At 50.8% G+C, this 13,614-nt stretch carries 12 protein-coding genes; 6 read left to right on the forward strand and 6 right to left on the reverse strand.

Features of this window, described 5'->3' with window-relative positions:
• Window positions 1-50: 50 nt before the first annotated feature.
• Complete coding sequence (locus ACO0LI_RS07340) at window positions 51-2,264, reverse strand: cytochrome c biogenesis protein ResB (protein WP_423031962.1); 2,214 nt, start codon at window positions 2,262-2,264, stop codon at window positions 51-53.
• Between the two features lie 234 nt (window positions 2,265-2,498).
• On the reverse strand, window positions 2,499-3,197 hold the full coding sequence (locus ACO0LI_RS07345) for a c-type cytochrome (RefSeq protein WP_422948914.1): 699 nt from the start codon (window positions 3,195-3,197) through the stop codon (window positions 2,499-2,501).
• A gap of 217 nt (window positions 3,198-3,414) precedes the next feature.
• Here ACO0LI_RS07345 and yihA point away from each other — a divergent pair, with 217 nt between their 5' ends.
• From yihA to sbcB, 6 genes are all read left to right on the forward strand, one after another.
• Complete coding sequence (gene yihA, locus ACO0LI_RS07350) at window positions 3,415-4,215, forward strand: ribosome biogenesis GTP-binding protein YihA/YsxC (protein WP_423031964.1); 801 nt, start codon at window positions 3,415-3,417, stop codon at window positions 4,213-4,215.
• A gap of 188 nt (window positions 4,216-4,403) precedes the next feature.
• A complete protein-coding gene (gene hemB, locus ACO0LI_RS07355; RefSeq protein WP_423031966.1) occupies window positions 4,404-5,429 on the forward strand; it encodes a porphobilinogen synthase in 1,026 nt (341 codons plus the stop codon).
• A 7-nt stretch (window positions 5,430-5,436) separates the two neighbouring features.
• Window positions 5,437-6,117, forward strand: coding sequence for a lysoplasmalogenase (locus tag ACO0LI_RS07360; RefSeq protein WP_423031968.1), 681 nt, complete (start codon window positions 5,437-5,439; stop codon window positions 6,115-6,117).
• 10 nt (window positions 6,118-6,127) lie between these two features.
• Window positions 6,128-7,378 (forward strand): sterol desaturase family protein, encoded by a 1,251-nt coding sequence (locus tag ACO0LI_RS07365; protein ID WP_423031970.1) that lies wholly within the window; start codon window positions 6,128-6,130, stop codon window positions 7,376-7,378.
• Complete coding sequence (locus tag ACO0LI_RS07370; protein ID WP_423031972.1) at window positions 7,359-8,453, forward strand: magnesium transporter CorA family protein; 1,095 nt, start codon at window positions 7,359-7,361, stop codon at window positions 8,451-8,453. The genes ACO0LI_RS07365 and ACO0LI_RS07370 overlap by 20 nt, the downstream gene beginning before the upstream one ends.
• 49 nt (window positions 8,454-8,502) lie before the next feature.
• Window positions 8,503-9,939, forward strand: a complete 1,437-nt coding sequence (sbcB, locus tag ACO0LI_RS07375; RefSeq protein ID WP_423031974.1) for an exodeoxyribonuclease I — start codon at window positions 8,503-8,505, stop codon at window positions 9,937-9,939.
• 71 nt (window positions 9,940-10,010) lie between these two features.
• On the opposite strand, the gene ACO0LI_RS07380 is transcribed toward sbcB, so the two are convergent.
• From ACO0LI_RS07380 to rplQ, 4 genes are all read right to left on the reverse strand, one after another.
• Entirely contained in the window at window positions 10,011-10,649 is a 639-nt protein-coding gene (locus ACO0LI_RS07380; RefSeq protein ID WP_422948922.1) for a peroxiredoxin, read from the reverse strand.
• 99 nt (window positions 10,650-10,748) lie between these two features.
• Complete coding sequence (gene dsbD / locus ACO0LI_RS07385; protein WP_422948923.1) at window positions 10,749-12,602, reverse strand: protein-disulfide reductase DsbD; 1,854 nt, start codon at window positions 12,600-12,602, stop codon at window positions 10,749-10,751.
• Window positions 12,599-12,928, reverse strand: a complete 330-nt coding sequence (gene cutA, locus ACO0LI_RS07390) for a divalent-cation tolerance protein CutA (protein WP_422948924.1) — start codon at window positions 12,926-12,928, stop codon at window positions 12,599-12,601. Before cutA ends, dsbD begins: the two co-directional genes overlap by 4 nt.
• A gap of 271 nt (window positions 12,929-13,199) precedes the next feature.
• Complete coding sequence (gene rplQ, locus ACO0LI_RS07395; RefSeq protein ID WP_110255935.1) at window positions 13,200-13,595, reverse strand: 50S ribosomal protein L17; 396 nt, start codon at window positions 13,593-13,595, stop codon at window positions 13,200-13,202.
• Between the last annotated feature and the right edge of the window lie 19 nt (window positions 13,596-13,614).

The raw sequence follows: 13,614 nt of genomic DNA on the forward strand, positions 1-13,614 counted from the left end.
TTTCCCCAGATGCTCGGGCCATCAGGCCAACTGCTTCATAGTGTAGTCGATTACTCTGCATTTCGTGGTGCATCTGCAGACGCTGCCTGTGCTGCCTGTTCTGCCTGCGCTGCCTGACTCTCCGGCCCGGCTTGCGTACTCAGTTGCTGTAAATGCAATTTCAATTGCTCAAATTCTTTTTCAAAATCCAGTGTCTTGCGCTGGGAACTCAGTGCCATCAGTGCATGTGCCCCCAAGTCATTATCCTTGATCCATACCCACAGACGGCGCTCACGGATATAGAACATGGAAAACACGCCTATGACCAGAAACAGGCTGCCAAGATACACCACATTTTTGCCCGGTGAACGCGTGACCTGCAATACGGATGCCTTGACCTCATCAAAACCGGTGAGTTGCAGATACACAGGCGCGCCGTAGAAAGTGGCGTCAGACAACGCACCTATCGCCAATTGCAGGAAGCGGGCATGTTTTTCATCCAGCTCAAAAGTGGGCAAACCCTCTTTTTCGCGAGCCACCATCCACAACTCCCACATGGTGCCGTTCAAGACCTTGATAAAACCTTGGGCGACCTTCTCTTGTTCTGCCTGCGGGACTTTTTCCAGCAATTTGGAAATAGCATTCAGACCGGATAATTTATCATCTCCGGCGAAAGCCTCCAGACTGATCTTCGCAGAAGTTGCCCACAAATCAGATTTTTTCGCACCACTGGATTGATTTCTTTTTAATGCATTCTCGGCGAAGCGCGTTACAGCCTGGGCACGCATTTCAGGATTTTGCACTGCGGCACGCAAACGCATCCAGTCTTTGATACTGTCCTCATCATCAGCAGGAATACGCAGATAGCGGAAGGCGTCGCCTGGTGAATCGCGCGTGCCAGCCAAAATCATGTAATCACCATTGATCTCAACGGGCTGCATGTAGTTATGAAACTCCCTGGCCTGGCCAGTTTTATCCCGCAATTTATATTGCAGGCTGGGGCCGACATTCTTGAAATCTTTATTATTGGCGTTCTTGGCGGCAGAGCCCAGGTGCTTGTCCAGGTCAGCCGTGAATTTTTCGTTAAGGGTCTGGTTGGGATTGACCGCCCTGACGTCACTTCCATTACGTGCCATATTTTCGACATTGTAAAGCTTGAACTCCACCCACTCTATCGTAGAGCCATCATCCTCTCGCAGAGGAAGTGGCGTACTCTCTTTGACGATCCCGCTCAGTTCGGTGGTGCCGTTGTCAGCCCCCTGCATAGGGTATGACTTAACGCGCAAACGGCTACCACCATCATCAAAACTCGACTGATAGATCGAAATCCCCTTGTAAATCAAAGGTTCATTGACCTTGATGGTAGAAGCAAAGGATTTACCAGTTTCATGGTCAGTGACCTCCACATCGCTGGCAAATAACTTGGGCATGCCGGTAGAATAAAAATCGATAGTAAATTTTTTCAGCTTGATAGTGAACGGCAAGTCTTGTATCAACACACCATCCGCCTGCGGCAAAATAGCAGTACTGCTGCTAGCCCCTTCCGGTATCATGGCATTACCACGGAAGGTAGGGTTGGCCAAGGACAGGCGGTGCTGTTCAGGTATTTGGGAAATCAGGCCAGCACCTTCATAAGCGACCTTGCCCATGAACCATTTCTGAAAGCGGATAGGTAGCTCAGAATCCAGCAGACCGCCCACACAAATGATGACAATCGCACTATGGGCAAAGATATAGCCCCATTTATTTGCCGCGCCCTGTTTGGCGGCGATCAGGGTTGCGCCTTGTTTTTCAACCAGCTTGAAACGGTAACCGACACGTGCCAGATGGGCCAGTATCTGCTCAGTCACTTTACCCCGGCCATTGCTGCTTTGCCACTCAGAACGATGATGGAAATTGCGCAAGGATTGTTCACGCACATTATCGCGCCAGCTACGCATGTCTTTGATCATCTTCGGCGCATTGCGTATCACGCACAATGAAGTCGAGATGACCAGGAAAGTCATGATGAGCAAGAACCACCAGGCTGAATACACGGCATACAGGCCGAGTTTGCTGTAAATCTCAAACCAGAAAGGGCCAAACTTGTTTACATAGTTAGGCATGGGCTCATTTTGCACGAGCACCGTGCCTATCACTGAGGCAATCGCGATCAGTGATAACAAGCTGATGGCAAAACGCATGGAAGACAGTAATTCAACCGCGTCTGCCAGCCAGGCGCGCCGGGTTTGCAGCTGTATGCCGCCAGTATCTGCAGGCTGATCGCCTTCTATCTTGTTTTCCATACTCTCTGCTTATTACTTGGGATATGACAGATGATGCTTGCGCAAAATGCTTGCTGCAGATGTTAAAAGAAACATCCTTGCCAGGAAGTGTTTTATATCAATATCCGGGCGCAACGAATAGTACACGCTTCATTAAAATCTGGCTCATTACATGTAATGGCCCTACACAGACATCCATCATGAAAAAAGGGGATGGCTATTGCCACCCCCTCCTCAAATACTTTACCTGATGTATTACTTCAGACCAGCGACGTAGTCTGCAACAGCTTTAATTTCGTCTTCAGACATTTTCTTGGCTATCGTCATCATCTGCGCGCTGTTTTGGCGGGCACCGGTGATTTTTGCGCCGTCCTTGCGGGAACCGTTCTGGAAGCCAGTCAACTGGGCAATCGTGTAGTCCTGATGTTGCCCAGCGATGCGTGGGAATTGTGCTGGGATACCAGCACCATTCGGGCTATGACAGCCAGCACAGGCTGGAACATTTTTCTCAGCGATACCACCGCGATAGATTTGCTTGCCCAGTTCAACGATATCCTTGTTTTTTGCTGTGCCTGGTTTGGATTTTTGCGTAGACAGGTAAGCGGAAACGTTTTTTATATCATCTGCTGTCATGGCCTTGGCAAAGGTGGTCATGATGGCATTTTTGCGCGTATCACCCGTAAAATCTGTCAGTTGCTTGACCAGATAAGCCTCATGCTGGGCAGACAGTTTAGGATTGGCGGCAATGGTGGAATTACCGGCTGCGCCATGGCAGGATACGCAGGCAGTAATGCCGCGGGCTGCGTCGCCATTGGTATACAGTGCTTCGCCTTTGGCTGGGTCGGCCTTGGCTGGCTTGGCTACTTCATTAGCATGGACCGAAGAGGCAAAAGACGATACCGCCAGGACTGCGACGCTGATGGACTTAGACAACGATAAGAAAGCACGGTTCATTCAAACACCCTGAGACTAAATAATAGAAATCTGCCCTATTGGCGACATATTGCAGCGAGTTGATACGTAAAAAGGCTCTTTTTTGCAACGAAATACGTACAAAACTGGCATGTGGACATGGTTTTAATCGCTGCCCAAGACCTAACCCCTTATTGTACAATAGCTTTCGGGCGTTTTTACTGCCTTATGTTGCATTTTTCCATTATTCCTTTCCTCTATGTCTATCCTCTGGCAAGCCCGCTTCTTCACTACGGTGAATCATCTGCGCGATCTCCCGCGCACCCACGTGCCCGAAATCGCTTTCGCTGGCCGTTCCAACGCTGGCAAATCGACCGCTATCAATACCCTGTGTAATCAGAAAAAACTCTGTTTTGCCTCAAAAACACCGGGCCGCACACAACATATTAATTATTTTTCCATTGGTGGCGCCCATGTGGGCCAGCACCGCAAGGATGAAACCAGGGTCGATGAAATCCGCGCCCTGCTAGTCGATTTGCCGGGCTATGGCTATGCGGAGGTACCAGGTGCCGCCAAGCAACACTGGAACCAGTTACTCGGTGCCTATGTACAAAGACGCACGCAACTGGCCGCTCTGGTGCTGATCATGGATGCGCGCCGTCCATTCACTGACCTGGATATACAGATGCTGGAATGGTTTGCGCCAACTGGCCGCCCTATCCATTGCATTTTGACCAAGGCAGACAAACTTAACCGCAGCGAATGTACTGATGCCTTGCGCAAAGCCAAGGCGGTACTCGACAGTTACGTGGATGATGAAGGCCCGCTCTTCCCTTTCAGCCTGCAATTATTTTCTGCCCTGAAACGCATAGGTATAGAAGAAGCCGATGCAGCAGTGCAACGTCTGGTCGGCCTGGATAGAGACCCTATCGTTGATACTGGTGATACTGCCGGTGAAACAGATTCAGAGGCCTATGTAAATACGAATACAGACGCCAACGCAGATACAGCGAACGCACCTGCAGAAGCCCAGGCAAACAAGCCGGCTGACGCAGAATAAAAAAACCCCGGCAAAGTTAGTCTTTTTGCCGGGGTAATAACACCGTTACGAATAGGGACGCACGGTGCCCGCTCAGGGAGGAGAAGCGGTAGGCATGGAGTTGATCCAACCTGTGCATTAAGATGTTGCAACTTAAAAAAAGTTTCATTAACCTGCATAAAATTCTTTTCATTGATTGTCATCTGTCTATGTCATACACCAAGCCATCCCACCCTTCTGCACATTTCCCTGCCATCCGTATGCGCCGCATGCGTAAAGATGCGTTTTCCCGCGCACTCATGCGTGAAAACGCGGTGACTGCATCTGATTTGATTTACCCGGTTTTTGTCATCGACGGTGTCAATCAAAGTGAAAAAGTTTCATCCATGCCTGGCGTGGAAAGAGTAACGATAGATTTGCTGATGGGTGTGGCAGAAGATTGCGTTGCCCTGGGCATACCGGTGCTGGCGCTATTCCCTGCCATCAACCCGCAATTAAAAACACCGGATGGCATAGAAGCGACCAACCCAAAAGGGTTGATCCCTCGCGCAGTGCGCGAACTGAAAAACCGCTTCCCTGAACTGGGTGTGCTGACTGATGTGGCACTGGACCCTTACACCAGTCATGGACAGGATGGTTTGTTGAATGCTGACGGCTATGTCCTTAATGATGAAACCACTGCCATGCTGGTACGCCAGGCACTGGTGCAGGCAGAAGCCGGTGTTGATATTGTTGCCCCCAGCGATATGATGGATGGCCGTATAGGCGCGATACGTCATGCGCTGGAAGCGAATAATTTCATCCACACCCGCATCATGGCTTACTCGGCCAAATATGCGTCTGCTTTTTACGGTCCTTTCCGTGAAGCAGTAGGTTCCGCCGCCAACCTGGGCAAAAGCGATAAAGCCAATTACCAGATGGACCCGGCGAATAGCGATGAAGCGCTGCGCGAAGTGGCACTGGACCTGGCCGAAGGTGCTGACATGGTCATGGTCAAACCTGGTATGCCTTATCTGGATATCGTGCGCAGGGTCAAGGATGAATTCAAGGTGCCGACCTTTGCTTATCAGGTTAGTGGTGAATATGCGATGATCAAGGCGGCAGCGCAAAATGGCTGGCTAGATCATAACAAGACCATGATGGAATCCATGCTGGCATTCAAGCGTGCTGGTGCCGATGGTGTCCTGACGTATTTCGCCCGCGATGTTGCGCGTCTGCTGAAACACACTGGCTGATATTGCCATGCCTGCGATGTTGCGTGCTGTCTTCATTTTCATTTTTGCTGCGCTGGCAATTGCCGGTGCTGAATGGGGGAAAGAGATAGGCAGTGCGCAATATCTGCACTATATTTTCAAACCGCTGACAACACTCGCCATCTTCTTTTTTGCATGGCGAAGTAAGCCTGTCGTCAGTCGCACCTATCAAACCGCCATACTGATTGGCATCATCTGTTCGTTGATTGGCGACATCTTTTTGATGTTACCTGGCACAGTATTTCGCCATGGTTTTTTATGTGGCCTGCTGAGTTTTTTGCTGGCGCATATCTGCTTCTTGCGAGCACTCATCAGCGACAGCCGCTTTGCTGGTAAGCCTCTGGCTTTTGCCGGTATCGCTGCCCTTGGCATCATTAACCTGGTGATACTCTGGCCGGGTTTGCCAGCGGCTTTGCAAATCCCTGTTGTCGCCTATGTCTGCCTGCTACTTTGCATGACAGCGCAAGCCATCAGTCGTGGCTTGCAGTTGCGCAGCCTGTCTGGTCGTCTCGCATTGATTGGCGGCCTGTGCTTCATGCTGTCTGATACCCTGCTGGCTTACAACCGCTTCTACACGCCTATTACGCATTCTCCTCTCCTCATCCTCAGCAGCTATTATCTGGCGCTGTGGCTGATTGCAGCTTCGGTCACGTCATCCCCTACTGAATAAGGCCAGGATCATGCATGAAAAAATCATTACCTTTGCCAGCCCGGTTTTTTTCATCCTGATCGCTCTTGAGTTTATAGTCGCGCGCAAACGCCAACGTCATTTGTACCGTATGAATGATTCGCTCAATAGCCTGAGCCTCGGTGTCATGAGCCAGATCATAGGGGCATTTTCCAAGTTGTTTTCGATAGGCATGTATGCGCTGGTGCTCAAGTATCTGTCACTGTTCAGTCTGCCATCAGACAGTGTCTGGGTGTGGATAGCCGCGCTGCTGCTCTATGACTTTTTATATTACTGGTTGCACAGGATGGGACACCAGACCAATCTGTTATGGGCAGCCCATGTCGTGCATCACCAGAGTGAACAATACAATCTGAGTACGGCATTACGGCAAACCAGTACCGGACCTTTGTTTGGCTGGATTTTTTATTTACCGATGGCCCTGATAGGCTTTCCGCTCGATGTATTTATTGCAGTTGCCCTCATCGATTTGCTGTACCAGTTCTGGGTGCATACCGAGCAGATAGGCAAGCTGGGCTGGTTTGACCGCGTGTTTGTGTCGCCATCGAATCACCGTGTCCATCATGCTGTCAATGACATGTATCTGGACAAAAACTTTGGCGGCATACTCGTGATCTGGGACAGGTTGTTTGGGACGTTCATCGAAGAGCGTGATCATGTCGACATCGTGTATGGAACGCGTAAGCCCTTGCGTAGCTGGAACCCCTTGTGGGCCAATCTGGAAGTGTATGAACAGGTTTGGCGCGATGCATGGAATACACGACGGTGGCGAGATAAATTACAGATCTGGTTGCGCCCGCCGGGCTGGCGTCCTGCTGACCTCATGGCACAATCTGCACCTTCAACATTTGATATTCACAGGCTGGCTTATGACCCGTCCATGAGCAAGGCCACGGCCTGGTATTGCATAGTGCAATTCATCCTCTTGCTGGAGGCAGCAACTCACTTTTTACTGGTCTATAAAAACATCAGTGCGCTAAACGCCACCATCTATGTGAGCTGGCTGGTCATGGGCCTGTGGTGTATAGGTGGACTGATGGAAAGGGGCCGTATTTATCTGCTGCCTGAGACTGTGCGTATACTGTGCATCCTGATAATGAACCTATTTACTGCCAGCTGGTTTTATTCCTTTGCCTTATCTACGCCAGAGCAGGCCTTGCTGACTGCCACCTGCCTGATTTCACTGGGTGGACTCTGGCTTATTTTTTCACGACAAAAGACGCATGGACATCTTCCACATTAACGATACGCAGACACTGCAAAATCCTGACAAGCCTGAAGCCCTGGTCAATGCTGGCGGTTTTTTATGGCTGGATGCCAGCCATGAAGAAGTCGCAGCTGACCCGATTGCCTGGCGCAACCGTGTTGAAGCGATTACGGGAACACAGATTTATGAATTGCATCTCAAGGATGTCAGCAATCTCACGCACCCATCCTACTTCGATGCGACTGAAGAATATGAATTGGTGGTGTTTCGCAAGCTGACACTGACAGAAGTGAATGGCGACAACAAGAACGGCGTGAAACGCAAGATACCTGCAGCATTGAATAAACTGGCGACCACACCTGTCTCGTTTTTGCTCATGCAAAATGTCCTGATCACAGTACGCCCGGCACAGAGCCGCACGGTAGAACTGGCACGCCAGCGCCTGCTCGATTATAAATCGCGGGCAGAGAATAATACCCACGGCAGCCGCCTGCCAGCCTCACCAGAAGAGCTGATGTTGCGACTCTTGAATGCCATGGTTGATCAATACCTGGAATTGCGCCAGCCGCTGACCCAACAGCTCGACCGCTGGCAACATGCCTTGCTGGACCCACGCCGGCCTTTCAATAACTGGCTGGCCTTGCTGGATTCGCGCGTGGAATTGCGTAAGCTCGATAATCTGTGTGAAGAACAGCGCGATGCCATGCAGGAATTGCGCGACCATATCGTCGATACCCATGATGGCAATAGCCGCGCCAAGGACTTGCTGTTGGTGCGCACCAATGATGTGATGGAACATATCAGCCGCGTATTGAACCACGCGCGCCGCCTCGAAGCATCGCTGGAATCAGCGGTGCAAATCCACTTTGCGGCGATGGCCCATAGAACCAGTGAAATCATGCGCACCCTGACTGTCATTACTGCTCTGTTCATGCCACTGACACTGATCACAGGTATTTTTGGCATGAACTTTGAAGTCATGCCTTTGCTCAAACACGCGTCCGGCTTTTGGTACACCATGGGTGCGATGGGTGTCATCGTCGTGCTCTTGTTGATTTACTTCCGCAGCCAGCGCTATTTGCAAGACCAGGCCAGCCGCAGGATAGAGTAAACCGCAAAATTTTTCCAAGTTCAAAACATACAATCACATTTAAATACCAATGCAAGAACATACCTTTCTCTGGCATGACTATGAAACCTTTGGCGCAGTTGCCCGCCGCGACAGGCCTGCGCAATTTGCCGCCATACGCACGGATGCCGAACTCAATGAGATAGGCAAACCAGTCATGCTGTACTGCCAGCCCGCCAATGATTTTTTGCCTGATCCGCAGTCTTGCCTGATCACCCATATCACGCCACAAACCTGCCTTGAGCGCGGCATACCTGAGCATGAATTTGCAGCAAAAATAGAACAGGAACTGGGCAAGACCGGCACTATAGGCGTGGGCTATAACACCATACGCTTTGATGATGAAATTACCCGCTTCATGTTCTGGCGTAACCTCATCGACCCGTATGCACGCGAATGGCAAAACAATTGTGGCCGCTGGGACATCATGGACATGGTACGCACCTGTTATGCGTTGCGCCCTGAGGGTATCAACTGGCCAAAGAATGATGAAGGCAAGCCCAGCTTTCGCCTTGAGCACCTGACCAAGGCCAACGGTATCGCGCATGAAGCAGCGCATGATGCGCTGTCAGATGTGCGTGCCACGATAGCTTTGGCGCGCCTGATACGCGAGCGCCAGCCCAAGCTGTTCGACTTTTGCTTTGCCTTGCATAAGAAAGACAAGGTTGCGGCAGAAATCGATATGCCGGTCTTGAACAAAGCGTTTTTGCATGTGTCGGGCATGTTCCCGGTAGAACGTGGCTGCCTGGCCGTCATGTGGCCATTAGCCATGCACCCCAAGAACAAGAATGAAGTCATTGCCTGGGACCTGACCCATGACCCGGCAGAGCTGGCAGGACTGGATGCAGAGACCATACAGCTACGCATGTTCAGCAAGAGCGATGCCCTGCCTGAAGGCGTGCAACGCCTGCCTGTGAAAAGCATACATATCAACAAATCACCCATCGTCATCGGCAACTTAAAAACCTTGTCAGCTTCCATGGCTGAACATTGGAAGATAGATATGGCTCTGGTACAGCAGCACGCCGAAAAAGCTGCTTCGCTGCCTGACGCTGCCAAGGCGATATGGGAACAAGTGTATGCGCGCCCAGAGGCAGCCGCCAGTGATGTCGATGAAGACTTGTACGGTGGCTTTGTCGGTGCCGGTGACCGCCGCCTCTTGAATGATTTGCGCCGTATGAATGGCGTGCAGCTCGCCAAAGCCAGCACCAGCTTCCAGGATCCGCGCCTGGCTGAATTATTGTTCCGCTACCGCGCCCGCAACTTCCATGACAGCCTGAGCATGGAAGAGCAAGAAAGTTGGGAAGAACACCGTGCAGCACGTTTGCTCGATGGTGTCGGCAATGCCAGGACGGTCGAGATGTATTTCAATGAAATCGATACTTTGTCAGAAACAGCAGATGAAGCAGCAGAAGAAATTCTGGGTGCTTTGTATGACTATGCTGAAATGATCGTGCCGTCACGATAGTTTCTATTTTTCGCGCTGAAAAACAAAAGCCACGCATCAATCGTGGCTTTTGTTTATGCGCTAGGCATGACTTATTTGTTTGGCTGTGGTGTGACGCGCAGATAAGGGCGGGCAGCAGTATAGCCTTTAGGGTATTTTTGCTTGATGACTTCTTCATCCTTGACTGACAACGGGATGATAACGTCATCGCCATCACGCCAGTTGCCTGGTGTCGCAACGGTATAGCCATCCGTCAATTGCAGGGCATCAATGACGCGCAAGACTTCATCAAAATTGCGGCCTGTGGTCAGCGGGTAAGTGATGATGAGGCGGACTTTTTTGTTCGGATCAATGACGAATAAGGAACGCACCGTAACAGTCTCAGACTGGTTAGGGTGGATCATGTCATACAGTGCTGCAACTTTCTTGTCAGCATCAGCAACGATAGGAAAGCCGACAACCGTTTTTTGTGTGTCTTCAATATCCTTGATCCATTGCAGATGGGATTCTGCACCATCGACTGACAAGGCGATTGCTTTTACATTGCGCTTGTCAAACTCTGGCTTGAGCTTTGCAGTCAGGCCCAGCTCTGTCGTGCAGACCGGGGTGAAGTCAGCTGGATGAGAAAACAAGACTACCCAGGAATTACCTGCCCATTCATGAAATTTCAAAGGGCCAATAGAAGAATCTTGCTCGAAATCAGGGGCGATGTCGCCTAAACGCAAAGTCATTTTTTTCTCCAAAAAGAAACGAGAACTCGAATATAGCCGCTCTACCCTGCTTACTCAAGGACAGTTTAGTTGCATGCTTATATATTCTTTGAATATACTTTATTTGCCTTCTGCACGGTTCAGCGATTGCAAGAATTTATCTGCATTCTGATAACCGATAACCCGCTGGCCTGAAATTTCTTTGCCTTGGGCATCAAAGAAAATAATGCCTGGCGGACCAAACAGGCCAAAGCGTTTCAGCAAGGCTTTATCGTCGGCATTGTTAGCCGTGACATCAGCTTGCAACAGCAGCATATTGTCGAGCCTGGCCTTGACCTTGGCTTCCGGGAAAGTCAGTTTTTCCATCTCTTTACACGACACACACCAGTCTGCATAAAAATCCAGCATGACCGTCTTGCCCTTGGATTGCGCCACGGCAGCATCAAGTTCGGCAATGCTGCGTATACGGGTGAATTTGACGTGTTCGGTACTACCGCCGTACAAGTGGGCAACAGGGGAAAATACATCACGGCCACCTGTGGCAACACCGACCAGTTGCACAGCCCCCAGGAAGAAGAATATGACAGATACTGCCTTGGCAAACATACCGCTGCGCTGGAAGAATAATTGATAGCTGGCATAAGCGATCAGCAAGATAGCCCAACCCAGCATTTGTGACCAGACGGGTATCACTGGGCTGATCATCCACAAGGCCATGGCCAGCATCAGGACACCAAAGAAACGCTTGATACTTTCCATCCACATGCCTGCACGTGGCAACAGGCTGCCAGCCGAGATGCCCACCAGCAGCAAAGGTACGCTCATACCCATCGCCATGGCAAACAGGGCAGAGCCACCGACAACAACGTCACGGGTCTGGCTGATATATACCAGAGCGCCTGCCAGTGGTGCGGCCACGCAAGGCCCGACGATCAGGGCTGAAATAGCCCCCATGAAAAACACACCTACCAGTTTGCCATTGCGCTGGCCTTCAGATGCCTGAGTCAACTTGGTTTGCAAGGCGGCTGGCACCTGCAATTGATACACATTGAACATGGACAGTGACAGTATCACCATCAACAAGGCGAACGCACCGAGTACCCAGGGATTTTGCAGAGTCGCCGACAAACCTTCACCAACCAGTCCAGCGGCAATACCAAGTGCGGTGTACACCAGCGCCATACCCAGGGCATAGCACAAGGACAGAAGAAAACCACGGCTACGTTTGATGCCCGTGCCTTCACCTACGATGATGAAAGACAGGATAGGCACCATGGGCAAGACGCAGGGAGTGAAAGACAAGCCAAGGCCCAGCAACAGGAACAAGGGCAGGATAAGGACGAGCCTGCCACTCTTCAAGGCCGCACTGATACTGCTGGTCTCTTCATCATGACTGGATTCTGTGGCTTTGATATTGCTTTCTGTACCGGCGTTGACAGCAGAGTCGGTGCTCACATTGGCTGCTGATTGTGTGCTTGCAGCGCTCGCGCCAGCTACCTGCAATTTAACCGGCGTCTCCAACGGCGGATAACACAGGCCGCCATCGGCACAACCCTGGCGACCTATCTTTAGCGTGAAATCTGCTGCTGCCTGTATGGGTATGCGGACTACCAGGGAATGGCGGTAAGTCTCGACTTCTTTCTGGAAGGTTTCGTCAAACTTGACCTTGCCAGCTGGCATGACAATATCGCCGAGTTTGGCATCGTCTGAACTGAACTTGAAACGTTCGCGATACAGGTAGTAACCGTCTGCTATCGTAAAAGTCACTTCGGCCACACCTGGCTCTGCCATTTTGGCAGATACCTTAAATGCTACTTCAGGGTCGAGGAAGTCTTCTGCGCTGGCGAAGTGTGAGAATAAGGATGTGAACAGCAAGGCCAACACCAGGGCACACAGACGCCATAGCTGTGCTATCTGGAAGTTTTGTGGCTTGGCTGGCATGGGTGCAGAAAACAGCGGTGTTGAGGCATTCATGGCGTTTCGGTTTCTTTTCTCACCCAGTCCAGATAAGCCGGCAATCCGGCCACCAGGGGGATGGCTATTATTTCGGGTAGGTCATAGGGATGCTGGGCGATGATCAGTGCTTCCAGCCTGGAATAGCAAGCTTGCCGGGTCTTGATCATCAATTGAACTTCAGTGTCAGCCTGTTGTTCACCATCCCAGTTGTAGATGGACAATATATCAGCAGAAATGTTCACGCAGGCAGCCAATTTTTCGGCGACGACCTGGTTGGCCAGTTTTTTGGCAATGTCGCGGTCTGGCAGGTTAGTTAATACCAGGATCAGATTGTCATCATCCATCGCTATTCCATGTTCGCTGGCGGCGCCAATTCGCCTGATAAAAACTGCATGATGTTTGGTCGGATGTAGCACAAGCGCATTACAGCATATCGCAAAATAAATGCCTGCAAGTATATTGCCTGAGCGTGTTTTTAAGCTTACATCAGCGCTTGGCCTCAGGCATGTCCAAAAGTACATATCTATCACGCGCCAATAAGCAAGAAGCCGTTCAGTTTACACTGAACGGCTTCTTTAAGCTTTGAGCAGTCTGGGCATGATGCCCAAGTGCTAATTACTCAGCAACTGGTGCATCAGCTGCATCTACGCCTTCTGGACGGTCCAGCAGCTCAACGTATGCCATAGGAGCATTGTCGCCGACGCGGAAACCCATTTTCAGGATGCGCAGGTAGCCTCCGTTACGATTTGCGTAACGTGGGCCCAGTTCAGCAAACAGCTTGACTACCATTTCGCGGTCGCGCAAACGGGAGAAAGCCAGACGCTTGTTAGCCAGTGTGTCTGTTTTACCCAAAGTCAGAATCGGCTCGATAACGCGGCGCAGTTCTTTGGCTTTTGGCAAAGTTGTTTTGATGGCTTCGTGACGCAACAGGGATACTGTCATGTTGCGCAACATTGCCAGACGGTGGGAAGAAGTACGATTCAGCTTACGTAAGCCGTGACGATGACGCATGGTATTTCCTTTCAGATTT

The organism is Undibacterium sp. Tian12W, assembly GCF_049339405.1.
GTDB lineage: Bacteria > Pseudomonadota > Gammaproteobacteria > Burkholderiales > Burkholderiaceae_D > Undibacterium.

What these genes read in the sequence shown, in the direction of transcription:
- ACO0LI_RS07340 (WP_423031962.1), bottom strand. Translation starts at nt 2,264, where the DNA reads ATGGAAAACAAGATAGAAGGCGATCAGCCTGCAGATACTGGCGGCATA.
- ACO0LI_RS07345 (WP_422948914.1), bottom strand. Translation starts at nt 3,197, where the DNA reads ATGAACCGTGCTTTCTTATCGTTGTCTAAGTCCATCAGCGTCGCAGTC.
- yihA (WP_423031964.1), top strand. Translation starts at nt 3,415, where the DNA reads ATGTCTATCCTCTGGCAAGCCCGCTTCTTCACTACGGTGAATCATCTG.
- hemB (WP_423031966.1), top strand. Translation starts at nt 4,404, where the DNA reads ATGTCATACACCAAGCCATCCCACCCTTCTGCACATTTCCCTGCCATC.
- ACO0LI_RS07360 (WP_423031968.1), top strand. Translation starts at nt 5,437, where the DNA reads ATGCCTGCGATGTTGCGTGCTGTCTTCATTTTCATTTTTGCTGCGCTG.
- ACO0LI_RS07365 (WP_423031970.1), top strand. Translation starts at nt 6,128, where the DNA reads ATGCATGAAAAAATCATTACCTTTGCCAGCCCGGTTTTTTTCATCCTG.
- ACO0LI_RS07370 (WP_423031972.1), top strand. Translation starts at nt 7,359, where the DNA reads ATGGACATCTTCCACATTAACGATACGCAGACACTGCAAAATCCTGAC.
- sbcB (WP_423031974.1), top strand. Translation starts at nt 8,503, where the DNA reads ATGCAAGAACATACCTTTCTCTGGCATGACTATGAAACCTTTGGCGCA.
- ACO0LI_RS07380 (WP_422948922.1), bottom strand. Translation starts at nt 10,649, where the DNA reads ATGACTTTGCGTTTAGGCGACATCGCCCCTGATTTCGAGCAAGATTCT.
- dsbD (WP_422948923.1), bottom strand. Translation starts at nt 12,602, where the DNA reads ATGAATGCCTCAACACCGCTGTTTTCTGCACCCATGCCAGCCAAGCCA.
- cutA (WP_422948924.1), bottom strand. Translation starts at nt 12,928, where the DNA reads ATGGATGATGACAATCTGATCCTGGTATTAACTAACCTGCCAGACCGC.
- rplQ (WP_110255935.1), bottom strand. Translation starts at nt 13,595, where the DNA reads ATGCGTCATCGTCACGGCTTACGTAAGCTGAATCGTACTTCTTCCCAC.